This window comes from Rubritalea tangerina (assembly GCF_042683245.1).
Taxonomy (GTDB): domain Bacteria; phylum Verrucomicrobiota; class Verrucomicrobiia; order Verrucomicrobiales; family Akkermansiaceae; genus Rubritalea; species Rubritalea tangerina.
In genome coordinates this window covers 1-26,719 of sequence record NZ_JBHUJB010000031.1, presented here as the reverse complement: position 1 = coordinate 26,719, position 26,719 = coordinate 1, and the positions used below count along the sequence as shown (strand labels likewise).

Annotated in this window: 24 protein-coding genes; 18 read left to right on the top strand and 6 right to left on the bottom strand. The window is 51.1% G+C overall.

Features of this window, described 5'->3' with window-relative positions; all coding sequences use genetic code 11:
* Window positions 1-10: 10 nt before the first annotated feature.
* The 5 genes from kdsB to ACFSW8_RS06980 all read left to right on the top strand — a co-directional run bounded on the left by kdsB (window position 11) and on the right by ACFSW8_RS06980 (window position 6,602).
* Complete coding sequence (gene kdsB, locus ACFSW8_RS07000) at window positions 11-772, top strand: 3-deoxy-manno-octulosonate cytidylyltransferase (protein ID WP_377090955.1); 762 nt, start codon at window positions 11-13, stop codon at window positions 770-772.
* Window positions 773-792: 20 nt separating this feature from the next.
* Entirely contained in the window at window positions 793-2,406 is a 1,614-nt protein-coding gene (locus tag ACFSW8_RS06995; protein ID WP_377090956.1) for a CTP synthase, read from the top strand.
* 96 nt (window positions 2,407-2,502) lie between these two features.
* Window positions 2,503-2,958, top strand: coding sequence for a RidA family protein (locus ACFSW8_RS06990; protein ID WP_377090957.1), 456 nt, complete (start codon window positions 2,503-2,505; stop codon window positions 2,956-2,958).
* 159 nt (window positions 2,959-3,117) lie between these two features.
* The gene (locus ACFSW8_RS06985; protein WP_377090958.1) at window positions 3,118-5,124 is read left to right on the top strand and encodes a discoidin domain-containing protein; all 2,007 of its coding nucleotides are present in this window, start codon (window positions 3,118-3,120) and stop codon (window positions 5,122-5,124) included.
* 110 nt (window positions 5,125-5,234) lie between these two features.
* On the top strand, window positions 5,235-6,602 hold the full coding sequence (locus tag ACFSW8_RS06980) for a discoidin domain-containing protein (protein ID WP_377090959.1): 1,368 nt from the start codon (window positions 5,235-5,237) through the stop codon (window positions 6,600-6,602).
* On the opposite strand, the gene ACFSW8_RS06975 is transcribed toward ACFSW8_RS06980, so the two are convergent.
* Window positions 6,596-7,870: a C25 family cysteine peptidase gene (locus tag ACFSW8_RS06975; protein WP_377177807.1), complete on the bottom strand. Its 1,275-nt coding sequence runs from the start codon at window positions 7,868-7,870 to the stop codon at window positions 6,596-6,598. The genes ACFSW8_RS06980 and ACFSW8_RS06975 overlap by 7 nt on opposite strands.
* A gap of 284 nt (window positions 7,871-8,154) precedes the next feature.
* On the opposite strand from ACFSW8_RS06975, the gene ACFSW8_RS06970 reads away from it, so the two are divergent.
* Window positions 8,155-9,798, top strand: coding sequence for an acetolactate synthase large subunit (locus ACFSW8_RS06970; RefSeq protein ID WP_377090962.1), 1,644 nt, complete (start codon window positions 8,155-8,157; stop codon window positions 9,796-9,798).
* 2 nt (window positions 9,799-9,800) lie between these two features.
* The gene (locus ACFSW8_RS06965; protein WP_377090963.1) at window positions 9,801-11,195 is read left to right on the top strand and encodes an aldehyde dehydrogenase family protein; all 1,395 of its coding nucleotides are present in this window, start codon (window positions 9,801-9,803) and stop codon (window positions 11,193-11,195) included.
* A 55-nt stretch (window positions 11,196-11,250) separates the two neighbouring features.
* On the opposite strand, the gene trpB is transcribed toward ACFSW8_RS06965, so the two are convergent.
* Window positions 11,251-12,441: a tryptophan synthase subunit beta gene (gene trpB, locus ACFSW8_RS06960; RefSeq protein ID WP_377090964.1), complete on the bottom strand. Its 1,191-nt coding sequence runs from the start codon at window positions 12,439-12,441 to the stop codon at window positions 11,251-11,253.
* Window positions 12,442-12,737: 296 nt separating this feature from the next.
* On the opposite strand from trpB, the gene ACFSW8_RS06955 reads away from it, so the two are divergent.
* From ACFSW8_RS06955 to ACFSW8_RS06935, 5 genes are all read left to right on the top strand, one after another.
* A complete protein-coding gene (locus ACFSW8_RS06955; RefSeq protein ID WP_377177805.1) occupies window positions 12,738-13,466 on the top strand; it encodes a L,D-transpeptidase family protein in 729 nt (242 codons plus the stop codon).
* Window positions 13,467-13,759: 293 nt separating this feature from the next.
* A complete protein-coding gene (locus ACFSW8_RS06950; RefSeq protein ID WP_377090968.1) occupies window positions 13,760-14,140 on the top strand; it encodes a DoxX family protein in 381 nt (126 codons plus the stop codon).
* A 117-nt stretch (window positions 14,141-14,257) separates the two neighbouring features.
* Window positions 14,258-14,788, top strand: coding sequence for an NUDIX hydrolase (locus ACFSW8_RS06945; protein WP_377090969.1), 531 nt, complete (start codon window positions 14,258-14,260; stop codon window positions 14,786-14,788).
* 81 nt (window positions 14,789-14,869) lie between these two features.
* Window positions 14,870-15,688 (top strand): tRNA threonylcarbamoyladenosine dehydratase, encoded by an 819-nt coding sequence (locus ACFSW8_RS06940; protein ID WP_377090970.1) that lies wholly within the window; start codon window positions 14,870-14,872, stop codon window positions 15,686-15,688.
* Window positions 15,685-16,215, top strand: coding sequence for a J domain-containing protein (locus tag ACFSW8_RS06935; RefSeq protein WP_377090971.1), 531 nt, complete (start codon window positions 15,685-15,687; stop codon window positions 16,213-16,215). The genes ACFSW8_RS06940 and ACFSW8_RS06935 overlap by 4 nt, the downstream gene beginning before the upstream one ends.
* Window positions 16,216-16,343: 128 nt before the next feature.
* On the opposite strand, the gene folD is transcribed toward ACFSW8_RS06935, so the two are convergent.
* Window positions 16,344-17,222, bottom strand: a complete 879-nt coding sequence (folD, locus tag ACFSW8_RS06930) for a bifunctional methylenetetrahydrofolate dehydrogenase/methenyltetrahydrofolate cyclohydrolase FolD (protein ID WP_377091595.1) — start codon at window positions 17,220-17,222, stop codon at window positions 16,344-16,346.
* A gap of 38 nt (window positions 17,223-17,260) precedes the next feature.
* Complete coding sequence (locus tag ACFSW8_RS06925) at window positions 17,261-17,917, bottom strand: lysophospholipid acyltransferase family protein (protein WP_377090972.1); 657 nt, start codon at window positions 17,915-17,917, stop codon at window positions 17,261-17,263.
* A 126-nt stretch (window positions 17,918-18,043) separates the two neighbouring features.
* Here ACFSW8_RS06925 and ACFSW8_RS06920 point away from each other — a divergent pair, with 126 nt between their 5' ends.
* From ACFSW8_RS06920 to ACFSW8_RS06900, 5 genes are all read left to right on the top strand, one after another.
* A complete protein-coding gene (locus ACFSW8_RS06920; RefSeq protein ID WP_377177803.1) occupies window positions 18,044-18,511 on the top strand; it encodes an iron-sulfur cluster assembly scaffold protein in 468 nt (155 codons plus the stop codon).
* A gap of 24 nt (window positions 18,512-18,535) precedes the next feature.
* A complete protein-coding gene (locus tag ACFSW8_RS06915; RefSeq protein ID WP_377090975.1) occupies window positions 18,536-19,117 on the top strand; it encodes a DUF2062 domain-containing protein in 582 nt (193 codons plus the stop codon).
* A 189-nt stretch (window positions 19,118-19,306) separates the two neighbouring features.
* Window positions 19,307-21,247 (top strand): DUF1549 domain-containing protein, encoded by a 1,941-nt coding sequence (locus tag ACFSW8_RS06910; RefSeq protein ID WP_377177801.1) that lies wholly within the window; start codon window positions 19,307-19,309, stop codon window positions 21,245-21,247.
* A 15-nt stretch (window positions 21,248-21,262) separates the two neighbouring features.
* Window positions 21,263-22,558, top strand: coding sequence for a DUF1501 domain-containing protein (locus ACFSW8_RS06905; RefSeq protein WP_377090977.1), 1,296 nt, complete (start codon window positions 21,263-21,265; stop codon window positions 22,556-22,558).
* 26 nt (window positions 22,559-22,584) lie between these two features.
* Complete coding sequence (locus ACFSW8_RS06900) at window positions 22,585-23,703, top strand: dienelactone hydrolase family protein (protein WP_377090979.1); 1,119 nt, start codon at window positions 22,585-22,587, stop codon at window positions 23,701-23,703.
* Here ACFSW8_RS06900 and recR read toward each other — a convergent pair.
* Window positions 23,700-24,299 (bottom strand): recombination mediator RecR, encoded by a 600-nt coding sequence (recR, locus tag ACFSW8_RS06895; RefSeq protein ID WP_377090980.1) that lies wholly within the window; start codon window positions 24,297-24,299, stop codon window positions 23,700-23,702. The genes ACFSW8_RS06900 and recR overlap by 4 nt on opposite strands.
* A gap of 4 nt (window positions 24,300-24,303) precedes the next feature.
* Window positions 24,304-24,807, bottom strand: a complete 504-nt coding sequence (locus tag ACFSW8_RS06890; RefSeq protein ID WP_377177799.1) for a hypothetical protein — start codon at window positions 24,805-24,807, stop codon at window positions 24,304-24,306.
* 167 nt (window positions 24,808-24,974) lie between these two features.
* Between ACFSW8_RS06890 and ACFSW8_RS06885 the strand changes: the two genes are divergently transcribed.
* A complete protein-coding gene (locus ACFSW8_RS06885) occupies window positions 24,975-26,519 on the top strand; it encodes a sulfatase family protein (RefSeq protein ID WP_377090983.1) in 1,545 nt (514 codons plus the stop codon).
* Window positions 26,520-26,719: the final 200 nt, after the last annotated feature.

Here is a 26,719-nt window from a genome sequence, read left to right as displayed (position 1 = left end):
AGCTCATACCGTGGACACAGACTCTAGCCAATTTGTTTTAGGGATCATTCCAGCTCGTTGGGCCTCCACCCGCTTCCCGGGTAAACCATTGCATATCATTGCGGGCAAACCGCTTGTGCAACACGTCTGGGAACGTTGTCAGGAGTGCACCAAACTGGACGGTATCATTGTCGCTACTGATGACGAACGCATTGCCAATGCTTGCCAAACATTTGGAGCTCAGGTCGTGATGACCTCATCAGACCACCCTACCGGCACAGACCGTATCGCTGAGGCTGCCAACGGTGTTCCTAACGCCACACACATCATCAATATCCAAGGTGATGAACCACTCATTGAACCAAGCCTTATCGATGAACTCGCTGAGGTCTTGCTCGTTGACAGCGATCTCGCTATGGCCACCGCTGCCAACCCCATCGACAGCCCAGAACTCATGGCTGACCCCAATGTCGTAAAATGTGTACTCAAGCTCAATGGCGACGCTCTCTACTTCTCGCGCTCCCCATTGCCCTACCAACGTAGTGAAAGCCCAGAATTAACCCACTACCGACACAAGGGAATCTACGCCTACCGTAAAGACTTTCTCCATCAGTTCGTCCAATGGCCCCCCTCGCCACTCGAACTCGCTGAATCACTCGAACAACTTCGGGCCTTAGAAAATGGCGCGCGCATCAAAGTCATTATCACTGACGACACTTCTGGTGGCGTCGATACCCCCGAACAAGCTGAGGCACTCGAAACCTTCCTCAGCTCACAAATTTCTTCACACTAATCACACACACATAGTTCCTCATGGCACACCCAACAAAATACATCTTCGTCACCGGCGGCGTCGTCTCATCACTCGGTAAAGGACTAGCAGCTGCCTCTCTAGGCACTTTGCTCGAGCACCGCGGCCTCGACGTGCTTATCCAAAAGTTCGACCCCTACCTCAATGTCGACCCTGGTACGATGTCACCATACCAACATGGCGAAGTATATGTCCTTGCTGACGGTGCTGAAACTGACCTCGACCTCGGCCACTACGAGCGTTTCACAAACTGCGAATGCTCCAGCCTCAATAATATCACTTCAGGACAGGTGTTTGAGAATGTCATCAAAAACGAACGCGCAGGCAAATACCTCGGAAAAACCGTTCAGTTCATCCCGCACTGCACCGATATCATCAAAGACCGTATCCGTGAAGTCACCCTCAAGAGCGATGCAGACGTCATCATCACCGAGATTGGCGGAACCACTGGAGATATCGAAGGCCACCTTTTCCTAGAGGCCCTGCGCCAATTCTCTCTCGAAGTCGGCCGCGACAACGTCTGCTTCATCCATGTCACCCTCCTTCCTTACATCGCAGCTGCTGGGGAAATTAAAACCAAACCAACCCAACAATCAGTCGCTAAACTACGTGAAATTGGTATCGTGCCAGACATTATCGTCTGCCGCACAGAACACGACCTCGACGATGATAACCGCGCCAAAATCGCCATGTTCTGTAACGTCGAAGCCAAGAACGTTGTCGCCTTCCGCGATGTCAATCACACCATCTATGAATGCCCGCTCGACCTGCGTCGCGATAAGTTAGACCGCCTCGTTAGTGACCGCCTCGGCCTCGAATCCGAAACTCCTGACCTCGAAGACTGGAGGCTTTTCGTCGACCGCGTCATTAACCCCACCCACGAAGTCACCATCGCAGTCGTCGGTAAATACATCGAACTGCAAGACGCTTACAAATCTATCTACGAATCCCTCGTCCACGCCGGTGCAGCTCATGATACCCGCGTCAAAGTGGTCCGTGTCGATGCCGGAAAGATTGAAGAAGAAGGACCAGCTGGCCAACTAAAAGACGTCGACGGTATCCTCATCCCCGGTGGCTTCGGTGACCGCGGAACTGAAGGTAAAATCCGCGCCGCCCAATTTGCCCGCGAAAATGGCGTCCCATACTTCGGTATCTGCCTCGGTATGCAAATCGCTACCATCGAATTCGCCCGCAATGTCTGCGGTCTAGAGGGAGCCACTTCTACCGAATTCGACAAAGAAACTACCCACCCAGTCATCTCACTTCAGGAAGAACAACAAGGGGTCGTCGATATGGGTGCTACCATGCGCCTCGGTGCCAGTGACTCGGTCGTCTACAAAGACACCAAAGCATTCGAACTTTATGGTGAAGAGCTCATCACCGAACGCCACCGCCATCGCTACGAATTCAACCCTGCTTACCGCGAGCAAATTGAAGGTTCCGGCCTCAAAGTGAGCTCAGTTTCTGCAGACCAAGGGCTGGTAGAAATCGTCGAAATCCCGGATCACCCATTCTATATCGGCGCACAGTTCCACCCAGAATTCCAATCAAAGCCGAACAAGCCACACCCAATCTTTGCTGGCTTCGTCGCTGCCGCACTGGCTAAGAAAAAATAACACTCAGCTAAACCGCTCACGCCAGCATCTTAGCTGAAATATCTCTATCATAAACCGCTCAGAGGATTCCTTCCCGAAGCACTAAGACACAGCATTATGAGTATCGAATCACGCATCGCCGAACTCGGCTACACACTTCCAGAGGTTCCGGCACCCGCTGGATCCTACCTAAACTACACTCGCAGTGGAAACTTACTCTTCCTTGCAGGAGGGATTCCCCCTGTTGAAGAAACCTACCAAGGTAAAGTCCCCACAGACACATCCATTGAAACCGCACAAGAAGCAGCTCGCCTTGTCACCCTCAACCGACTTGCCGTTGTAAAAGATGCTATTGGCTCTCTCGACAAAGTAAAAAAAATCGTCACCGTCAATGGCTTCGTAAACTCTGAGCCAGACTTCTTTGGTCACCCAACAGTCATCAACGGTTGCTCTGACCTCCTAGTAGAAATTTTCGGTGAGCTTGGGAAACATTCACGCACCGCATGTGGAGTCGCAGCTCTTCCGCTCAATGTTTCTGTGGAAATCAATATGATCGTAGAAGTCGAAGACTAAACAAGCTGTAGAAACCTACCCATTTTTTCTATACCCAGTAGCCAAGCGCTTCTGGGTATTTTTTTGCCCCAAACTGTTCACCTAAAGAACATAGATGATGTCAAAATAATTGCTAATACCGCCCCTCCCAAACCTGTAATAACGGGCATACCCAACACTATGAAGCACATCATCTCTCTGTTGCTCTGTATCAGCACCCTCTGCTGGGCAGCCCAACCCTCTGCTGAAGCACTCCTCAAACAAGCTACCATTCAACTCATTGACGAGACTCAGCTATCTGGTCCTCAAGCGACTGCATTCTCGGAAGCCCTCAGTTCCTCACCAGCCTGGCAACGCGAGCTTCTCGATTCAGGAGAGATCGCGCAGCCATCCACCGTCCTCAAGCTTCTCTTTGAAATTTGGAAAGGGGATCCTGATCTCACTAAAACTTCCATCGACAGAGCCATGGCTACTGCCTGCGCACTTGAAGCGCCACGTAAGAACTGGGACGCTCAAGTTGCCATTCAAAGGTACCAATACTTTAGTGAAAAATCCAAACTCGGCCTGCTCAACTCGATGTACGCAGAACTCACGCCATTCCAACGCCGCTACCTCGCACGCGGTGTACAACACGGCCACCTCAACCACATTGAGTCACTAGAATACCAAAACCTTGAAGTCTGCCTCCCATCTGAACGCTATACGGGTGCCTGCTGGTATGCGCGTTGGATCCTACTCAACCCCTTCGGCGATAGCATTCATGGCCCCATGTACTACCAACCTTTCCGCGAAAGCTACACTAGTGCTGCGGAAATGATTCGCAAAGTCGGTGGAGTCTGTGGCTCACTCTCAAACTTCGGAGCTGCTGCTGCCATCGCCAATGGAGTTCCGGCAGCCACCATGGGCGAGCCAGGCCATTGCGCATACACCGTCATGACCAAACCCCACCACTGGCAACCCGCCTATTCCCTTTCCTGGAAACGTGGACTCCACTCCAGCTACTACGGTGGATCCTGGGGGTGGCACGTCTTCAATAATAAAGGACAAGAAAACCTCAAAGCTGCCTACAAAGCCGCGGACCTACGCCGCCTCGCCCAGTTCCAAATCTCCAAGCGCCAAATACCAAACGCCTTCCAAAGCCTCAAGGATGCCCGTAAAACAAACCCCTTCGATTGGCAAAATTGGCTCCTAACAGCTGAAATCTACCAACAACAAAATGCCACCAAGGCTCAGTGGAAAGCCCTCCACGATGAAGCACTTAAACTCCTAGCCCCCCATTCAGGAGAGGTGGCTTGGCACTTATTTGAAAAACATATCTACCCCCACATCATAGATCCTGCCCCCAATTACCTCAGCCAGCGTAAAGAAACTCTGCTCGCCTTCCAACAAGCAATCTCTGGTTGGGGCCTTGCACGCTGGAACTATGCCCAAGCACTCAACCAACAACTCAAACTCCTCAGTAAAGATACCCAAGAACAAGATAAATACGTCGTCCGCATCTTCGGTATCCACGCCAAAGACAATATCTTCACCCCAGTCATCTTCGAGGAACAACTCAAACGCGTCGATAAAGACCCCGAACGCCGCCAGGCATTTATTGCCTCCCTCGGAAAAGGACTCAGCAAATCTAATAACGGTGACTTCAGCGCCGTCATCGACACCATGGCGAAAAGCGTCCTCCCAGATGCCGCTAAACGCGAAGATAAAGCCACCTTTCAATATATCGGCAAGCTCACTCAAAAAAATTACGAGAAATCTAAAGTCGAACACGAGCGCTTCCCCGGAATCCTCCTTAGCTCAGGTGGTACGATGCAGATCGACCAGCCTGGTAACCGTTGGGATAACCCCGCCCGCCACTGGGGAGTGATCGAAAACTATGGCGGCTCATTCCACACCGGATCCAACAAACCCTTTGTCCAAGTCCAACTCGGAAACTTCGGAAGACTCAGTGGCGTGGTCATCATCACTAGAAATGGTCATGTTGGCCGACTCAATGGCGCCATCCTACAAACATCCAGCAATGGCAAAGACTGGACAGATGTCCACACCTTCAAAAATGTCTCACAAGTGAATCGAATCCCACTCGCTGAGAAAAAAATCGATGCCGGCTACGTCCGTGTCTCCCACCCGAATGGACAACCACTCCACTTCATTAAATTCCTCACCTACGGCAAAAAACAAAACTAACGCATTTAATGCACTAGATCCACACTGCCGCACTGAGCTTACTTACAAATTCTAGCTCCCAACAAAAGTTTACAACAAAGCCATCTGCCCACTCGGCCCGGCATCCTAATATGAAAGTCTTCACCATCTTCCTCACAATCGCAACGTGCTGTCTCACTCAGGCTGCCACCATACGTAGTAAAAACTTTGTGGAAGCTGCAAAGAAAGCCAAAGAGCTCGACGCCCCAATCGCCGTCTTTGTCCACGGTGCCTCTTGGCATCCAGTCAGTGAACGCTTCCGTGACAAACTCTGGAACCACGCATCACTCTTCAAATCTATCAAACATGACCTCGTCCTAACCGAAGTCCACGTAGAACAACAACTCGATAAAGAGGAACAAAAAAAACGCGGTGAACTCACTAAAGGCTGGCAAGCTAAACCCATTAAGTCCTACCCCGCCATCCAGCTCTATTCCTCAGATGGACAGCTTCTAAAAACCTATCAAGGCCAAAGCTTCCGTAATCTAGCCACCCCCAGTACCCTCCAAAACCATCTTGCCCACCTCCTCCAGCTAGAACAATCTTGGCAGTCGCTCTGGCTCCAAGCTCGTGAAGCCGAAAAGTCCCAAAATACCCCAGCGCAAATTGACGCCCTTGGCGCCCTCCTTGCTCTCCCCATCCACCGCGATAAAAAGGCATTCGAAACACTCAAAAAAATCGACCCCAGTGACCAAGCCGGACACATCGCTAAAGCACAATTCAATGGCTGGGAATTTATCAGAAAAATCACAGGCCTCGTGAATGACAAAAAGCGAGATGAGGCTCACCAGCTCGTCCAAAAACACCTTTCCAACCCACATTTCACCCCCGCACAATTGGCATTTATCCTCGGTGCTCAAGGCCGCCTTCAAGTTGCAGAAAACGCATACGAGGATGCCTACCAAACCTACCTCAAAGCTTACGCTCTGGACCCCAGAAACCCCGACAACAAGTCCTTACTCAGCTACGGCGAACGTGCCGCAGGACAACCCGCCCGCCTCGTTCTCCCCTCACGTTCTAAACTCCGTGCTCGTAGCTTCGGCACAAATATTTCGAAAGACCACGCCACTGCCTCAGCCTCGAGTGGCTCCGAAGATAACATCGATAAGCTCTTCAAAGGCAGAGCTCCCGGTGACGGCCATGCATTCCATACAGATAAAGAACAAAATCCCTCCCTCATCATCAATCTCCACGGCCCTTGCCTCGTCAATGCCCTATACATTGAAAACCGTAGACGCCATGAAGCTCGCGCCCGTGGCCTCACACTCTGGGTCTCAGATGATGCTCAAAATTGGCAAAAAGTCTGGCAGGCCGAAGACACCCCATCACATTGGGATATCTCACTCGCTGGAATCGAACGCTCAGGACATAAAGCGCGATTCCTCAAATTGAGCCTAGAGGATTCTTCGCCTAACTACTTCCACCTCACCCGCATTGATATCTTCGGAAAACGTTATTGATCGCTTAACTTCGGGTGCACTGCAATTGTTGGATCTCCTAACAAATTAATCTCTGACAGACACATATGGTACATCGCTGACTGCTTGGCTTTCTCTGACATGCTTGCCTTACTTTTCATCAGAGCCTCACCAGTACTAAGTTTACCACCGATACCTAACTCCCAGAAGAAGGCCATTGTAGATGTCGTTCCATCCATCTTCCCTTCTTTCACCATCAACGGGAAATCAATCTTCGGATTCATAAAGTGAGGCTTCCCCTCACGACATGGTGCCACAATAGCTATCGCCCCAGCACTCGGAGCCCTCAGCATGGATTCGCTGATACAAGGGTCCTCCGCACTGTCAAAATGACCTGTAAAACAAGAAACTGTAGTAATAACGGGGTAAGCTCCTTTGTTACCTAACTGCTCAACATGATCCTTTGTAAACTGTTTATGACCATCTAATACCCAACAACCATGCAGGCCATGCCCATGTAAATGCACCTTCCCATAACGCTTGGCATTAAACATCGACACCCAGTTCTTGGGGATCAATGCGTACTTACCTGCTTCTTCATCCCAGTGCTTAGCATCTAAAAAATATTGATACCTCGCTTCCGCTGGAAGCGCGTTTGAGATGTGGTCATCCCAACTACGCACCACTTTCGCATAGGCGCTAGGAACCGTGCAGGTGAATACAATTCTGTCTCTAAACCCATCCTTTGGATAGACAGATTCATAAGCAACAACCTTCTCGGTGTACGCCTTCACTTCCTCCGCAGTCCGCACCGGTATGCGGCCAATCCCAACACTGCCATCCGGATAGCTGATCGCCTCCTTGTCGTCTTTAAATTCCCCATAGATGCCATCACCATCAGCATCCCAACTTGTGGCTGAGAGATAGTAAATATCCGTCGCAATATCAGAATTCTTTCCCCATCGAGTCTCATGCACGGTGTCACGATCTGGCACCACCCCTCCTCCATTTGGCTCACTGTCCCCACCTAGGACCACCCACTGAGTGCCCATCTTGTCAATGTGTTCCCTTACGCAAACCCGAATCTTTTCCTGAAGATCCACCCCATCATACGCCTCCTCGATCTGAGCCGTCGTCATGACCTTTGTCGGCTTCCCCATCACCTCACCCTTCCACTTAACATACGCAGACCAACTCGCTTCTAACTCTGGAGAAGTCACTAACAAAATATCAGCTCCTTTCGCCATAACATGCCCCTGAGCCACACACAGCGTGCTCGCCACCACCCCAAATTTCAAAAATCGATTCATTTGCATGCACCTATAGCGCCACCAAGACATCAGCACACACACATTTTTGCCATTTTTTTAACTTTGCCCCAACAACCACTCCCCCCTCAAACATCTCACAGATCCCTGAATAGTGCATTAGCTCGAGAGATCACCGTTCCCCCGCCCTACCTCACACAAGGATTTGATGATAAAGTGACAATTTATTTAGTCTGCCTCCATTGCGCATGATAGACTCATCAATGCGACCTTACTCAGAATAAATTCTGACTCACCGGACTCTCATCCTAAACCCCTAACTTCTAATGAAAGTATCCGACCTTTTTATCAAAGCCCTCGAAAACGAAGGCGTCGACACAATCTTCGGAATCCCGGGCGAGGAAAACCTCGACTTCCTAGACTCACTCAAAGATTCCTCTATCAAACTCGTCCTCACCCGCCACGAACAAGGTGCCGGATTTATGGCTGCCACCTTCGGTCGACTTACTGGAAAACCCGGTGTCTGCCTCGCCACACTAGGACCCGGAGCAACGAACTTTGTCACCCCAGCAGCCTACGCCCAGCTCGGCGCCATGCCCATGCTCATGATCACTGGCCAAAAACCCATCCGTGAAAGCAAACAAGGTAGATTCCAGATCATCGATGTCGTCGGCACCATGACTCCCATCACCAAATACTCTCGGCAAATCGTCGATGGAAAAAACCTCCCTTCAGCCGTGCGTGAAGCATTCCGGCTCGCCACCGAAGAACGTCCTGGCGCGGTCCACCTCGAACTCCCGGAAGACATCGCCAGTGAAGACACACCTGAAAGACTCTTTCCTCCAGTAAATGCCCGTCGACCTGATGCTGACGCCAAAAGCCTCGATTGTGCCGCCGACATGGTACTCTCCGCTAAAATGCCGCTCATTCTCGTAGGAGCCGGTGCCAACCGAAAACGCACCAGCCAAGCACTAACAGAGCTGATCCAACGTACTGAAATTCCCTTCTTTAACACCCAAATGGGCAAAGGTGTCATCGATGAACGCAGCCCACAGTACCTCGGCACCGCGGCTCTCTCCGCAAATGACTTCCTCCACTGCGCTATCAACAGAGCTGACCTCATCATTAATATCGGTCATGATGTCATCGAAAAACCTCCATTCTTCATGGAAGTTGGCGGTACCAAGGTCATTCATATCAACTACTTTGCCGCCCAAGTCGATGATGTCTACTTCCCAGACCTCAATGTCGTCGGTGATATCAGCTCCAGCGTCGAAGGCCTAACCAAACGTCTCACAAACAACAATCCCCCCTGGGACTTCACTTACTTCCAGAGAATTAAACAAGAAGTCAGCCTCCACCTCAATAAATACGCCAACGATCAACGCTTCCCCATGCTCCCCCAACGCATCGTCACTATCATGCGCAAACTCCTCTCAGACCGTGATATCATCACGCTCGATAACGGGGTCTACAAAATCTGGTTCGCCAGAAATTACCCATGCTATGCTCCTAACACACTCTTGCTCGATAACGCTCTCGCAACCATGGGAGCCGGACTCCCCTCCGCAATCGCCGCCAAAATGCTCAACCCTAATAAAAAAGTTGTTTCTGTTTGCGGCGATGGTGGCTTCATGATGAATTCTCAAGAATTAGAGACCGCCGTCCGTGAAGGCATCGACCTGACCGTCATCATTCTCAATGATAGTGCCTTCGGCATGATCAAGTGGAAACAAGAAGGCATGGGAATGCAAAACTTTGGCCTCGATTACCAAAACCCAGATTTCGTCACCTATGCCCAAAGCTACGGAGCTATCGGCCACAAACCCACGTCCTCAGAAGAATTTGAATCCACTCTGGAATCATGCCTCCAAACAAAAGGCGTCCACCTCATTGACCTCTCAGTCGACTATTCACTTAACCATTCTATTCTTAATGTCCTTCTTAAGGAAAAAACCTGCATCCTCTAACCATGTCTAACACACTCAAAGTATACTCAGCCTATCAACAAGAACTCATTGCTGAGCTTCCTCTGCTAGATGACTCAGCTATTGATAAAGCCCTCACTACGGCGCGAACACTTGCTGATGACAAACACAACCAGCTCCCAGCTTGGGAACGCCACTCGATTCTGAAAAGAGCTGCCGAGCTGATGTTAGAGCACCGTAATACCCTCGCACAACAAGCCGCTAGAGAAGGAGGGAAGCCCTGGGCCGACACCATGGTTGAAGTCAATAGAGCAATCGAAGGCGTCAAACTTGCCGCCGAAGCCATTAATTCCCTCACCGGTAGTCCAGTCCCCATGGGCCACACTCCAGCTTCAGCACACCGCCTAGCACACACATCTCGTGAACCTATAGGTGTCGTGGTCGCCATCTCAGCATTCAACCACCCACTCAACCTCATTGTCCACCAAGTGGCTACAGCCGTCGCCGCCGGCTGCCCAGTCATCGTCAAACCCGCTGGCACCACCCCACTCTCATGCATCGCATTTCGAGATATTCTCATCGATGCTGGCCTCCCAACTGACTGGTGCCAAGTAGCCCTGTGTAAGGCCCCAGTCGCTGAAAGTCTTGCTACCGACCCGCGTGTCAACTTCCTCAGCTTCATTGGTTCCGGCCGTGTGGGTTGGTCATTGCGTAGTAAAATCGCTCCCGGCACCCGCTGTGCACTCGAGCACGGAGGTGTCGCCCCCGCAATCATAGAGCCCGATGCAGACCTCAAAAAAGTCGTTCCATCCCTCACGAAAGGCGGCTTCTACCACGCTGGCCAAGTCTGCGTCTCAGTCCAACGTGTCTACATCCAACAGACTATTCTTTACCAACTCGCAGAGCTCCTAAAAGAAGCAGCTGAACAACTCATCGTAGGTGACCCCTTAGAGCACGAAACTCAAGTGGGCCCCCTTATTACTCCTAACGAAGTCCAGCGCGTCCACCAATGGGTAGAAGAAGCCATCGAAGAAGGTGCGTCTCTACTCTGTGGAGGAGAAATTCTATCTGAAACAACCTACGCCCCCACCATCCTCCTCTCACCTAACAAAAATAGCAAAGTAAGCACCCAAGAAGTATTCGGCCCAGTACTATGCCTCTATGGTTATGAAAACCTCGACCATGCAATCCAAGATGCCAATGGACTCAATGTCGCCTTCCAATCTTCTATCTTCACTCAAGATATCGACACTGCCATGCAAGCGGCTTCCCAACTCGACGCAACCGCTGTCATGATCAACGACCACACGGCATTCCGAGTCGATTGGATGCCCTTTGGTGGCCGCAAAACCTCAGGACTAGGCTTGGGTGGTATCGAGCAAACAGTCCACGATATGACCCAAGAAAAAATGATCCTAATCAACTACTCCACCGAGTAAGCCCCACTCAACAAAGCCACGGTGAATTCCTCACCACCGTGGCCCCCTCCCTCTATCAAAGCTCAAGATGCTTCGCAGCTTGCTCCATGTCCTTGTCACCACGCCCAGAGAGGTTCGCGATGATAATTTGATCTTTCTCCATCGTAGGTGCCACCTTGCTCACGTAAGCCATCGCGTGAGAACTCTCTAACGCCGGAATAATCCCCTCAGATGAGGCTAATTCCTGAAACGCAGCCAATGCCTCGTCGTCAGTGGCGTAAGAATAATCAGCTCTGCCAATGTCCTTTAAATACGCATGCTCTGGTCCAATCGCGGCATAATCAAGTCCAGCACTGACTGAGTGAGTTAACTCAATCTGGCCATCCTCATCTGCCAACAACCAAGTCTTCGTCCCTTGAAGCACTCCTAACTTGCCCCCTTGGAAGCGAGCTGCATGGCGCTCCTTGACGATGCCTTCTCCTCCAGCTTCCACCCCCATCAAGGCAACACTCTCATCCTCCACGAATGGGTGGAATAATCCGATCGCGTTTGAGCCACCGCCCACACAAGCCACACACAAGTCAGGTAAGCGACCCTCTTGTTCCAGAATTTGCTCGCGCGCTTCTAGACCAATCACTCTGTGGAAATCACGCACCATCATAGGAAACGGATGTGAGCCTAATGCAGAACCCAGAATGTAATGCGTGTGATCCACAGTCGCAACCCAGTCACGCATCGCTTCATTGACTGCGTCTTTGAGCGTCGCCTGCCCAGTTTCTACAGCTCTAACCTCAGCACCTAATAGGCGCATCCGCGCAACATTCAGCGCTTGGCGCTCCATATCAACCGCTCCCATGTACACAATACACTCCATGCCGAAGCGCGCACAAACAGTCGCAGTCGCCACACCATGCTGGCCAGCTCCTGTCTCAGCAATGATACGTTGCTTGCCGATACGCTTAGCCAACAAAATCTGACCAATCGCATTATTAATCTTGTGCGCACCTGTGTGCAGCAAATCCTCACGCTTCAAATAAATTTTCGCTCCGCCAAGAAGCTCTGTCCAGCGCTCCGCGTAGTACAATGGCGTCGGACGTCCACAATACTGGCGTAATAGATAGTCAAGTTCTTCCTGGAATGACGGATCAGCCTTCGCCTTCTCGTATTCCGCAGCAAGGTCTTGCAGTGGTGCCATTAAGGTCTCAGGGACAAACATCCCACCATAGGTGCCAAAGTGGCCACTGGCATCAGGTAATTGCGCGTTCATTACCGGCTACCTACGCCAGATTTTCAGAATGATCAAGCGGGATTCAGCTGGGGCGAATCACTGTTTGATAAAAAAACGGCACCGAGTCAGACAATCCTTCCCCCATTCTCCGATTTCTCCCAACTAGCACCATAGCGATGCGCAGCAATCCTTGCCCCACACTCTCATAAACTTTCGACAGCACAAATGCAATTGATGCACACATTCCAGCTCCACACTCTCCCTACATAAAACCGAGAGTCAAAACACACTCGTTCTTGCAAGCCATCACCAAACAACGCATTACTATAGATACTATGCGTTGGCTTTTCATCCTACTCTCACTCACACTCCCCATTTCAGCCTGGCAGCTCCCGCAACAGTCGCGCCAAGTCGTCGTCGGCACCGCTAAGTCTTGGAATTCCTCCTACGTCACAGTCACCCTCTACGAACGTAAGGACAATCAGTGGAAGGCCCTCACCGCCTCCGTCACCGGAAGACTCGGAAAAAGTGGCCTCGCTTGGGGACGCGGAATCCATCCCTACCAAAGCAAACCTTACCTCAAGCGCGAAGGAGATAAACGCGCCCCAGCCGGAGTCTTCCAAATTGGTGGTGCCTATGGTGTTCATAAAAGTATCAAAAAACACAGATCACTCCCTTACACCCAAGTCACCACTCGTGACCTTTGGGTCGAGGACTCCTCCTCCCCGTACTACAACCGACACCTGCGTCTCAATCATGAACCCTCCACAACCTGGGAAAAGAAAGCGCAGATGCGACAAAACGATTACCCCCATTCACTCAAACTCTATATCGGCCACAACACTGCTACTCCAAAAACCAAAGCTAAACCTAACGCAGGCTCCGCAATCTTCTTCCACATCTGGAGAAATGGCGGAAAATCAGCCACCGCCGGTTGCACCACACTCCCTGAGGCTCAACTCAGATTGCTCATTAGCAAAATTGACCCCAACAAATCTCCCCTCTACGTGCTCCTGCCTCAAGCCGAATACCAAAAACTTAAAGCCGATTGGAAGCTCCCATAACTTCCTATCTCCAAGCTTCTGATAGAGTAATACCATTGAGAGAAACGGTATGGACGGAATGAGCTTGCTGAATATCAAGGCGGAGTGAAGGAGTCCAGCACGCGCGGGACAACTGAATGACAACGACGAGATTCTGTAAGATAATCCGATTTACTCTAAAATCGCGAAGCGCAAACTTCATAAGATTGAACCACACCCCATTCGTCTATTCCGAGCCGAGAGATGGTATAACCCCCACCTCCTTTGTTAGTATCTTCATTGAACCCCCTACCGGTTCTCTGCTACAATGAAGCATGATGGATATTCTTCTATTCAGTCTCCACCTCATTGTTGCTTTTGGGTTACTTAACGTCTGGCTCATCAGAGCAAAAAAATCGACTCCCTACCGAGGCGGAACAGCGCACTCTATGCGAGAAGAATTTGCGGTCTACGGCTTGCCGCCAATATTTATGTATCTGATCGGTACTCTCAAAGTCCTCATAGCAATATCCCTGTTGTTAGGTCTCTGGTTTCCATCATTTACTATGCCAGCCGCTCTAACTCTCATTTTCTTAATGCTTGGAGCATTCAGTATGCATCTGAAAGTGAAAGACCCATTCGTGAAAGCCCTCCCCTCACTGCTGATGCTAGCCATGGCAATTGGTATCGTCGCGCTCACACACTTCACTCAGTAAAAACCCTCCCCCCCCTAGAGTGCCACCCGACATACTTCGTGATGGATCCGTCCCCCCACACGATCCTCAATATAAAAAGAAATTTACTCCAGCCCATCTCCTCGCTTGGATAGGCGCATGAACGAAATAGACGTCTTGCACGAAGGAAAATACCTAGGACTCTACCAACGGGGCACTTGGGAATTTGCCCTCCGCCCTAACGCCTCCGTCTGTGCCACGATCCTCCCAATTACCGACCAAAAAGAAATCGTCCTCGTTGAACAATTTCGAATCCCAATGCAAGCACGCGTGATAGAAGTGCCAGCTGGCTTAGTAGGCGATGAGCCAGAATTTGAAGGGGAAACCATCGCCGACTGCGCTGGCCGTGAATTGCTCGAGGAAACTGGCTACCGTGCCTCCAAAATAACGGAACTACTTGCAAGCCCCACCTCTGCTGGCATGACTCCTGAAGTCACCCATATGTTCGCTGCCACTGGACTCACAAAAGAACACGAAGGAGGAGGCGTCGAAGGTGAAGACATCACCGTCCACCTCGTCCCTCTCGAGTCCATCGATACCTTCCTCGCCCAAAAACAACAGCAAGGCTACCAGATCGACTTCAAAATCCACGCCAGCCTCTATAAAGCCAAAGAACTCGGCTTGCTCTGATCCCTACCCTCAAAGCGAATTTTTCTAGCTTTTATTGCCTATCTGCGCGTACCTCGCTGCCAAGCAATCTAGTCACCCTTCATGAACCTCTCCGAAAATACCATCGCCAGATTCGGTGGCATCGCACGGCTCTACGGCGTCGATGCTCTCGAGACCTTCTCCAATGCACATATTGCTGTCGTCGGTATTGGAGGTGTTGGCTCATGGACCGTCGAGGCTCTCGCCCGTTCCGGTGTCGGCCAAATCACAATGCTCGACCTCGACGAAATTTGTACCACCAACATCAATCGCCAACTGCATGCAATGGATGGCAACATCGGCCAACAAAAAACCGACGCCATGGAGTCACGTATCCAAGCCATCAACCCCGAATGCCAAGTCAACAATATCCAAGGCTTCTATTCAGAAAGATCAGCCAATGACTTCTTCAATGCCTCCTATGATGTAGTCGTCGACGCAATCGACCGGGTCAAAGAAAAGACCCACCTCGTCGCCGAATGCAAAAAACGCCAAATCCCGATCATCTGCTGCGGTGGAGCTGGTGGCCTGCGCAACCCTTCACTCATTCAAGTCGATGACCTAACACGCGTAACTAACGACGCTCTCCTCGCTCAAGTACGTACAAAATTACGCAGCCAGTACGGATTTCCAAAAGGGAATACCACAAAGAAGAAGCCAAAGAAGTTCGGTGTCGAAGCTATCTATTCCACCGAGCAGGCACTCTTCCCTCAGGCCGATGGATCTGTTTCCTGTGAGCGCCCTACTGACGCCGATGGGCGTGATATGCGCCTCAACTGTGCCAGCGGTTACGGCTCCATCACTCATATGACTGCCACTGTCGGCCTCTTTGCCGCAGAACGCGCACTCAACCACCTCACTTCCTCCACCAAACAAGCATGAGCCCCTTTGCCACCTTCTCGCTTCCCCCATCACTCCTTGTTGACGAGGACCAACTCCAGAACCTCTACCGTGATCTCGCTGCCCAGCACCACCCCGATAAAGGCGGTGAGCGAAGCACTTTTGACCAAATCAACCGCGCCTACCAAACCCTAAAGTCTCCTTCCAAAAGACTTCAAGCCTACATGGAGGCCACAAATATCGAATTCGATTCCCGTGGTGCTGTCAGTAACCACCTCATGGACCTCTTCATGCAAGTGGGTTCCTTGCTCCAAAATACAGATGCCTTCATCCGTAAAAAATCATCAGCTAACAGCGCTCTCGCCAAGGCATTGTTAGAACCTGAGTCCATGCACCTCCAAGACCAACTCACCCTCCTCATCCATTCTGTAGAGTCCTCCCTCAACACTCTCACCGAAACCCTCTCTGAGTCCCCACCACCAGAAACACTCCCACAAACCTTCCGAGACCTCTCATTCCTAGAAAAATGGCACGCCCAACTCCAACAACGCTACGGAGCACTCTTCTAAGCTAAAAACGCAATAACCAGAGCCCGCATCATGCTAACAACACCATGCGGGCTCGCATCTTAACATAAAAAGCCTCCGCCAGATCCAATCCGACAGAGGCTTGTCTTGTAAAATTTTAGGGCGTCACACTACGCTAAGCCATTGGCAAACTTGGCCGCCTGCACAGTATTCTGCATAAGCATTGCGATCGTCATTGGTCCCACACCTCCAGGTACTGGCGTGATTGCCTGACACTTTGGAGCTACCTCATCGTAGGCCACATCACCTACCAATTTATAACCGCTCTTCTTGGAAGCATCCTCCACGCGGTTGATTCCCACATCGATCACTGTCGCACCATCCTTCACCATATCAGCCGTCACAAATTCAGGCTTACCAATAGCTGCAATGATAATATCCGCACGTCGGCAAACTTCAGCCAAATCTTTCGTCCGTGAGTGTGCAACAGTCACTGTCGCATTCCCAGCTTTACCCATCAACAACAAGGCCATGGGCTTCCCCACAATCATAGAGCGACCAATCACCACGGCCTCAGCCCCTGATGTCTCAATCCCCGCGTCCTTTAGCAAACGCATACAGCCCGCTGGCGTACATGGCACATACCCACTTGGATCTTCCAATGCTAACTTAGCCACATTTTCTGGGTGAAACCCATCCACGTCCTTCGCTGGGTTGATTGCACGGACAATCGCTTCCTCATCAATGTGCGCAGGCGGTGGTGACTGAACTAAGATCCCGTGAATTGCAGGGTCATTGTTGAGTTCGTTTACTACTGCCATCACTTCTTCCTGAGTAGACTCAGCTGGCATCTCGATCTTGCGTGAGTAAATGCCTAACTCCTCACACTTGCGCGCTTTAGATCCAACATACACCTTAGATGCTGGGTCTTCCCCAATCAAAACCACTGCGAGCCCCGGTGTGATCCCTTTGGCTTTCAAAGCTGTGATTTGATCAGAACATTCTGATAGGACCTTTTCTGCTACGAGTTTGCCATCAATTTTGTGCATGGCCATTTCTTAAAGACCCCAGCGATGAGAAACAATAGCTAAATATCTTCTAATCCAACTCGCATCCGCCCCTCCAACTCAAGCCTCTGCCCTTCAAAGACCTCAGCATCCATCTCCTCTGGGATATTCATCGGCTGCTCCAAGATAACATGCACCTTCGAAAAGGGGATCGGTATCCGAAACGCATCCCAAGTTCCAAGCGTAATACAACGCCCGAATTCCACCCGAATCGGCACCACAGGTGTCGCCGTAGCCTGCGCCATCTTGATGATGCCTGCCTGAAGCTGGTAGCGTGGCCCCCTCGGCCCATCCGGCGTGATACAAACATCAAACCCTTGCTTGATCGCTTTTCGCAACGCTACTAACGCTGCCACCGCACGCCTTGAACTAGACCCGCGTACCGCTCCGATATCACACACTCCCACCGCGTGCTCTAACACCGCTCCGTCTTTGCTCGCACTCGTCAAAACCACCACCCTCCGATGCGCAAAAAATTTCAACCTCACATAGGGCATCACAAAGACGGTATTATGCCAAAACGCCCAAAGCACTGGCTGATCAGTCCTGCCAGATAAGCCCGAATGATCCGTGACCTTGATGTCCAATGTCGCCCCCACCAGACGCAGAGCCCAACCAGCTATCTTGCCAATCGCTCTTTGCTTTTTACTGCCCCTGATTTCTCGATGCCTGTCCATTACCCTTGGCCGCCACCATCAACCACAAAGATCCAATTGACAAGCCCCCGACACCCAGAAAATAAAATTCGTTCCCCCCACCATCTTCTGCTTGCATGCGCAAGCTTCCCGAACAATGTTTCCCGCATGAGTGACTTTGAGGACAAGGTTCGTGAAACCCTAGCAAATCCGCAAAACCAAGGAGAAATGCAAGACGCCGACTCCGTCGGTACCGTCGGCTCCCCAGACTGCGGTGATATGCTCCGGATGTGGCTCAAATTTACCGAAAAAGATGGTAAAAAAGTCATCGACCGCGCCTCATTCCAGTCCTTCGGATGCCAGACTGCTATCGCCGTTGCCTCCATGGCCACAGAAATGCTCAAAGGCAAAACCATCGACGAAGCCTCCCAACTCAACGCTCAAGAACTCAGTGGCGACCTTGGTGCCCTCCCCCCCATGAAAATCCACTGTGGCCAACTTGTCGAAGGGGCGCTTAAGAATGCTCTAGACGCAAACGACACACCCGTTTCGGAATCAGAACCAAGCACCACCCTCGCTAGCCAGCTCCAAGATAAACCTAAAGGCTCCATCCGCATCGTACCACTCGAGGACTAATTTCCTTCTCAATCTTTTCGTTCCATGAAGCGTAAATACCTCAGAATGGTTCGCAGAACCTATCGCTATCTGCGCCATCCTAGGATTCGCAAAATCAAGTGGCTTACCCCCTTCACCCAAGCCATCTTTAACAAACGCTACTGGAAACCTTGCCGCGCAACGGTTGCTAATGGTCTCTCCATTGGCCTCTTTTGTGCCATGCTTCCCATTCCTCTACAAATGCTCGTCGCAGCCCTCGGCTGCCTGCGCGCCAGAGGAAATGTACCTGTCGCCCTTGCTGCTTGCTGGATCACCAACCCGCTCACCCAACTCCCCATTATGGTTATCCAACAACAGTTCGGCCATTGGCTTCACACCTCCGTTGGAATCCCCCGCCCCCCAGTGATCGATAAATTCGAATTTCCTGTTGAAGCACCACATATCGACTTCATGGGACGCCACCTCATCGACGCCGGCACCCACGTCGTAAACATCGGTGACTTTGTACTCGGCTTTCTCTCTGCCGGCATTTGCCTGAGCCTCATCGCCTACCCACTTGTCTGGGCCGTGAGCATGTTTCTCCCCAACCGTGGGAAGTCCATGGAGAACTGGGACCCCTCCATTTGAACCCCACTCCCAAAAAGTTCAAAAAAAACGCAACATTTGTAACGTGCCAGGGTTTCACCCTTATGGTAGTGGTAGCAACCACTCGTAACACGCGCGCACACGATGTTCACTTTCAAAAGCTTACAAATCTCCTCCCTCGCATTCTTAGCTAGCTCGCTCTCCTTGTTCGCTGAAAAGCTCCCCTTGCAAATGGCCACAAATTCAGGGGCGGAAATCGACTACATCATCGAGTCAGCCAATAAGGAAAAAGGTATCAACCCAAATCCCATCATCGATGACGCCACCTTCCTCAGGCGCGCGTATCTCAGCATCATCGGCCGCATCCCAACGATGGAGGAAACTAAATCTTTCCTTCAAAATACCGATAGCCAGAAGCGTACCAAACTCATCGACCAACTCGTCTATTCCCCAGGCTTCAGCTCCCACCTCTTTAACTTCTACGCCAACATGCTCCGAGTCCAGAGCACCAAGGACCAATTTGGACTCGGCTGGCAACTCTGGCTGCGCGACTCAGTCGAACAAAATAAACCCTACGACAAACTCGTCTATGAAATGCTCTCAGCTTCCGGCCATTGCTCAGAAAACCCCGCCGTCGGCTACTACCTCAGAGACCGAGGCATGTTACTCGATAACGTCTCAAATACCGCAAAAGTCTTCCTCGGCACCCAAATAGGTTGCGCCCAGTGCCATGACCATCCCTTCGAAGACTGGACCCAAAAACAATATTACCAGCTTGCCGCCTTCGGCGCCGAAATCGACTACCGCAGCCAAACAGTCCGTGACAAAATTCGTGAAACCGTCGCCTACAAACGTCAGGGCCAACCAGGCATGCACCAACTCAATAAAAAGGATAGGAGAGAACGCCAACGCCTAAATAAAGAAGAAGCCCGTGACATCAACAGCCTCTTCCGTAACTTTAACAATAACGCCATCTCCAAATCCGATGGTAAGTCACTCAAACTTCCAGACGATTACAAATATAATGATGGCAAACCTGGCGATGTCGTCACCCCTAATGTCCTCTTCGGCTCTATGCCAAAGAACGTCGAAGCCCCCTCACCGCACGCTGAAATGGGCGCCTGGATCACCTCCCGCTCCAACCCAATGTTCTCCAAGGTCTATGCCAACCGCCTCTGGAAACATGCCCTCGGATACGGACTCGTCGAACCCATCGATAACTGGACCGACCGCAGCAACATCGCGCACCCAGATGTACTCGACACCCTCGTACAGATCCTCCACGCCACGGACTTCGATACCAGAGAAACCCTCCGAGTCATCTTCCACACCAAGCTATTCCAACGCGCAATGTGTGACTTCGAAATCAGAGATGGCCGTGTCCACGATTTCCGCGGCCCCTTGCTTCGCCGCATGAGCGCTGAACAAATCTATGATTCCTTGCTCACTCTCGAAAAAGGTAATGTGGACGGACAAGAAAACCTCCAACAAAGAAACAAATGGGCCTCCTACACCGCCGAGGTCAACAAGCTCCTCACCGCCACTCCCCAAGAAATTATCAAACTCGATAATCAAGCAGACCGCGTCGAAGACGCCACCCGCGATCTCGTCAACAAGTCCCGCACCCTCCGTAGCGAAATTGAAAAAGCACGCAAAGAAGGAAATAAAGCCGCCGTCACACGTGGCGAACGCGAACTCAAACGAAATTACCAAAAAATCAACGAAATCCGCCAAAAAATCCAAGAGGAACAAAAAATGGAAATGAGTATGATGACCATGCGCAATAACCTCCGAGTTAAAGACAACAAATTCCTCCGCGCTTCCGAAATGGCTACCCCCTTCCGACCAGGCAGCTTCGCACGTGACTTTGGCGCCTCCGACCGTGTCACCACGGATGCCCAACACACCCACGCCTCTATCCCCCAGGCCCTCGTCATGCTCAATGGCCGCCAAATCGAAGCCATCACTGGTGAACGAGGTTCTCTTGCCAAACAAATGAAATCAGCCCGCCTCGAAGCGGATCGGCTCAACCTCCTCTACCTCTCAATCTACAATTGCTACCCGACCCGCGAGGAACAAACAAAACTCAAATACGTCGCTCGTAGCCGCCAAGATATCAAGATCCTCGCTAAAGCCATGCTGAACTCCAAGCGCTTCCTCTTCATCCAATAAAACCATTCCAATCCTATGTCTGAACTCGACCGCCGCGCCTTCCTCGCACGCACCGCCCAAAGCTGTTTTGGAGTCACCCTCGGTAGCTCTATGGCTACCCTCTTCTCAAACTCAGCCCAAGCCGCCGCCATCAAATCCGCCGGCGGAGGCAAAGCCAAACACGTCATCTACCTCTTCATGTCTGGTGGCATGACCCACGTCGACACCTTCGACCCCAAAGAAAGTGCCGGCTCACCTATCATGGGCGACACCCGTGCCATCGCCACCAATGTCGCAGGTATCCAATTCGGTCATTGGCTCCCACAGCTCGCAAAACAAGCAGACAAACTCGCCATCATCCGCTCAATGAATTCAACTCAAGGGGCCCACGGCCCCGGCCGCTACTTCATGCGTACCGGATACACCCAGCGCGCTTCCATCGTCCACCCAGCCGCCGGTGGTTGGATCAATCGACTCAGCAAACCACTCAATCAAACGATACCATCCTACGTCACCATCAGCTGTGGCAATGACCACCCAGGTGCTGGCTTCCTAGAACCGAGCCTCCAACCACTGCCCATTGGTAGCCCCATGGAAGGACTTAAAAATTCAAAAAAACAAAGGAATGTCACCGAGTCGGATTTCAAGAAACAACTCGAATTGCGCAAGCTGCTCGATGCCGAATTCGATGCCAAATACCACGCTGGCCACAAAACGGTCCGCGCCTATAACGAAGTCTACGATTCAGCGGTTAAACTCATGAAAAGCGAGGACCTCCACGCCTTTGACCTCTCAGACGAATCACCAGTAACCCACAAACTCTACGGAGAAAGCCAGTTCTCCAAAGGATGCCTCCTCGCGAGACGCCTCGTAGAGAAAGGTGTCCGCTCCGTCGAAGTCGAACTCGGAGGATTCGACTGGCATAACGACAACTTCCAACAAGCCGCAGACAAACTCCCCATTCTCGACCAAGCCATGTCCGCGCTCTTAATCGACCTCAAGGCTAAAGGCCTCCTCGACTCAACACTCGTGGTCCTCGCCACCGAATTCGGACGCACCCCGAAAGTCACCCCAGATGGCGGCCGAGACCACTTCCCTAAAGCCTTCTCTACCATCCTTGCCGGTGGCGGAATCAAAGGTGGAATGGTCTATGGTGAAACCGACGCCACCGCTTCTAACGTCGCAGATAAGCCAGTCACAGCCTCAGACTTTAATGCCACCATCGGCCATGCCATGGGCCTTCATTTCGATGAAACAATCTACTCGGCAAGCAAGCGCCCATTCAAAATGGCTGGCCGTAAAGGGTCGGTCATAAAAGAGGTCTTTGCATAGCATCGCATCTATGCAGACTACCCGACATGCTCAATCACCTTACCACTTGGCTCTGCCTTAGCTCAGCCTGCCTCGCCGCTGGCCTCAGCCAACCAGAAGCCAACGCCTACATTAAAGAAGCCACCGAAAAACAAAAACAAACCCTCACCAAAGAACGCCAAGCTGATTTCGATAATAAAAAAATCGAACTCGATGGCAAAACCCTCCCCTACGCTTTCCTCAAATACGGTGAAGAACCTGAAGGCGGTCACTCGCTCTACATTTCTATGCACGGCGGCGGCAGTGCCCCTCCCGCCGTCAATGATAGACAATGGCAAAACCAAATCCGCCTCTACAAACCAAAAGAAGGTTACTACCTCGCGCCGCGTGCCGCCACCAATACCTGGAACCTCTGGCATGAAGCACACATCGACCCGATGTTTGACCGCATCATCGAAAACTTCGTCGCACTAAAAGGAGTTAACCCTAACAAAGTGTACCTCACTGGATATTCAGCAGGTGGGGATGGCACCTACCAACTGGCCCCACGTATGGCTGACCGCTGGGCCGCTGCAGCCATGATGGCAGGTCACCCTAACGAAGCCCAACCAGATAACCTCTACAACCTCCCCTTCTTTATCCAGTGCGGCGGTAAGGACGCTGCCTACGATCGTAATAAAATTGCCGCCGAGTGGGGCAAAAAACTCGATGCTCTTGCTGCTAAACATCCAGGTGCCTACCCCCACAAAACGATTATCTACCCCGAACTCGGCCACTGGATGGATGGGAAAGACGCCGTTGCTATTCCTTGGATGGCGAGTAAAACCAGATCCCCATGGCCTCAACACATTGTCTGGTTTCAAGACGATGTCACAGTCCAACGATTCTATTGGTTAGAAAACCCAAACCCTCAAAAGGGACAAAAGGTCACTGCCAATGTCTCTGGCCAAACAATCACTCTCGATACCAAAAACATCCCCTCACTCACGCTGCGACTCAGCGACCAACTCGTCGACCTCGATAAAGAGCTCATCGTTAAATCAGCTGATGACAAAGAACTCTTCCGCGGCAAAGTCCAACGCGATAAAAAAAGTATCGATAAGTCACTCAAGCAACGCTTCGACCCTACCACCGTTGCCACAGCCGAACTGACAGTCACCTTCTAACGGCGCCCCTGTAGTGCACGCATCAAAGTCAACTCATCTGCATGTTCAAGTCCACCACCTGCTGGTAACCCTTGAGCAATGCGGGTGACTTGACATTCCCTTCCCTCTAACGCCTCCGCTAGATAATTTGCGGTGGCCTCGCCTTCAACGTCTGAACTGAGCGCTAAGATAACCTCAACCCCACCCTCAGCTTCTACCCGCTTCAATAACTGAGCAATCCGTAAATCTGCAGGTGTGATGTTATCTAATGGTGATAATTTCCCCCCCAAGCAATGATAATAGCCCCTGAATGCACCACTGCGTTCCAGGGGCAATACATCCGTCGCCTGCTCCACAACACAGATCGTCTTACGATCTCTACTCATGTCATCACAGATCGCGCAACTCTCATGCGTCGAAAAAAATCCACATTGCTCACACAATGAAACCTCCCTCTGCGCCCCTAGCAATGCCGTAGCAAGCTCCTCAGGATTGCGCTTCTTGTGCTGAATCATCCACACTGCCATGCGCTCCGCACTGCGTGGCCCCACACCAGGTAGCCGCTTCAACTCCGCTATCAACTCGCGAATCGGTTCTGGATAATCTACGCGTGCCATCCGCTTACTTCACTTTCTTCTTTTTAACAGGAAATGGAATCGTCTCCACTTTCAACTCAAGCGCTTCCTGCGAAGCCGCTAAATCAGCTGGCATCGTGTGCTGCGAGGCGTACAAAAAAGCACAGCCCCACGTCCACGCCAACGCAATCAATGATACAAAAGGTAACCACAAAATCCCCCATAACATGAAGCTAGGCGCAAAGGCTAATACCGAAATGAATGCCATTCCTCCCACCATCACTCTTCTCCAAGACTTCGTACAATCCAAGGTGAAATACGCAATCGACCAACTCATCAAAAAAGCTCCCACCCAATTCAATTCCCCCCTCAACACATACGGGTCGACCAAATAAAAGGGCTCTCGCTCCCAAAATTGCGCCAACATCAAACTCGGCTGCACCAAAAACCCCATCATCTCAAGGCTGATAGCCAAGATGGTTCCTGTCAGAGCACAAAGCATGGCTGGCATGCCCACTGTCCCTGCGGGTTTGGGTGATTGTTTCTGCATCTGCTGGGTTGTGGGTGGGAATATAGAACCAGAGCCACTCAACACTCAAGCGAATACCCAAGACTTCTTCCCCCCTCACAAGCACACATTTTCCAAGTCTGAACCACCATTATCGCTTATTTTTGACTTCTCTGTAATATTTTCGCTAGATCCCACATACTTCAGTAATGACTATTCTACCTAAACTCACGAGTGCTCTCTTTGTAGCAAGCTGTGTCGCCTTATCGGCTGCCGACCGCCCCAATGTGATAATCATCTATGGTGATGACGTCGGCTATGGCGATGTCGGTGCTTACGGCTCAAAAATGATCCCTACCCCTAATATCGATAAAATGGTCAGCGAAGGCCTCATGTTCACGGATGGTCATTGCTCCGCAGCCACATGCACGCCGTCGCGCTTCTCCATGCTTACAGGTATCCACGGCTTCCGTAATGGCGTCAGAATCCTCCCACCTAACGCCCCCCTCTGTATCCCTCAAGATAAAATCACCCTGCCTAAACTCTTCAAAAAAGCAGGATACAACACCGCTGTCATCGGTAAATGGCACCTCGGTATCGGCGCAAAAGGCACCCCTGTTGACTGGAATGGTGATGTCAAACCTGGCCCACTTGAAATCGGCTTCGACTACTCCTTCCTCCTCCCTTCCACCAATGACCGCGTCCCCTGTGTCTACGTCGTAAACCACCGCGTACGTAACCTCGACCCGAAGGACCCACTCTACGTCACCCGTAAATACGAAAGCCCAAATGAAAAGTCCACGCGCTACCCGGATGGTAAAACCAACCGTGAAGCCATGACTTACTACCAAAGCTCACACGGCCACAACCAATCGGTTATCAATGGCATTGGCCGCATCGGATACCAATGGGGTGGTAAATCAGCCCTCTGGGATGATGAAACAATGGCCGACGAATTCGTAAACCAAACCAAAGAATATATCGCCAAACAAAAAGGCAAAGAAGAACCCTTCTTCCTCTATTTCGCCTCCCAAGATATCCACGTCCCACGTGCCCCACACCCACGCTTCCAAGGTAAAACCGAACTCGGATACCGCGGCGACGCAATGGTTGCGTTCGATTGGGCAACAGGTGAAATTATGAAAGCTCTGAAAGAAAATGGCATGGAAGAAAATACCATCGTCATCTTCTCTAGCGATAACGGCCCAGTCTACGACGACGGTTATAAAGATGGCACCACCGTCCTTACCTCCACCAAAGAATCTGACCGTGGCCACGATGGCTCAGGAATCTACCGCGGCGGAAAATACCAAATCTATGAAGGCGGTACACGCGTCCCATTCATCGTCAAATGGCCCGCAAAAATTAAGCCAGGTAAGTCCGATGCAATGATGAACCAAATTGACTTCCTCGCCAGCTTCGCTGCACTTCTTGACGTCAAGCTTGGCGATGACGAAGCGATCGATTCACGCAACATGCTCCCAGCCCTCCTCGGTAAGGATCCTAAAGGACTCCCCTACATGCTCGAAGAAGCTGGCATCCTCGCCCTCCGCCATGGTGACTGGAAATACATCCAACCCAGAAAAAATAAAAAGGGCCCAGGCAAACCACAACTCTACGATCTCAGCAAAGATCCAGGTGAGTCCAAAAATATCGCCACAGATAACCCAGATAAGGTGAAAGAACTCCAAGAGATCCTCGAACAACTTAAAAAGTCCAAGGTCGGCGTTCGAAACGAAAAAATCTCTTCCTAGCCCATCACCCATATTGAGACAAGCGCCCCTGAACATCCCCCTCAATTCCAGCATTGTCCTCATACGCATAATTGCTAGCTAGGGAAAATATTCCTCTACAAAATAAGATAAGCTCAATGAGTCTCCACTCATTGAGCTTTTATGTGAAGAGAGGTCAACTGGTAAGTTTGTTTCCTTTCTATTGGTTAGGGGTAAGTTGT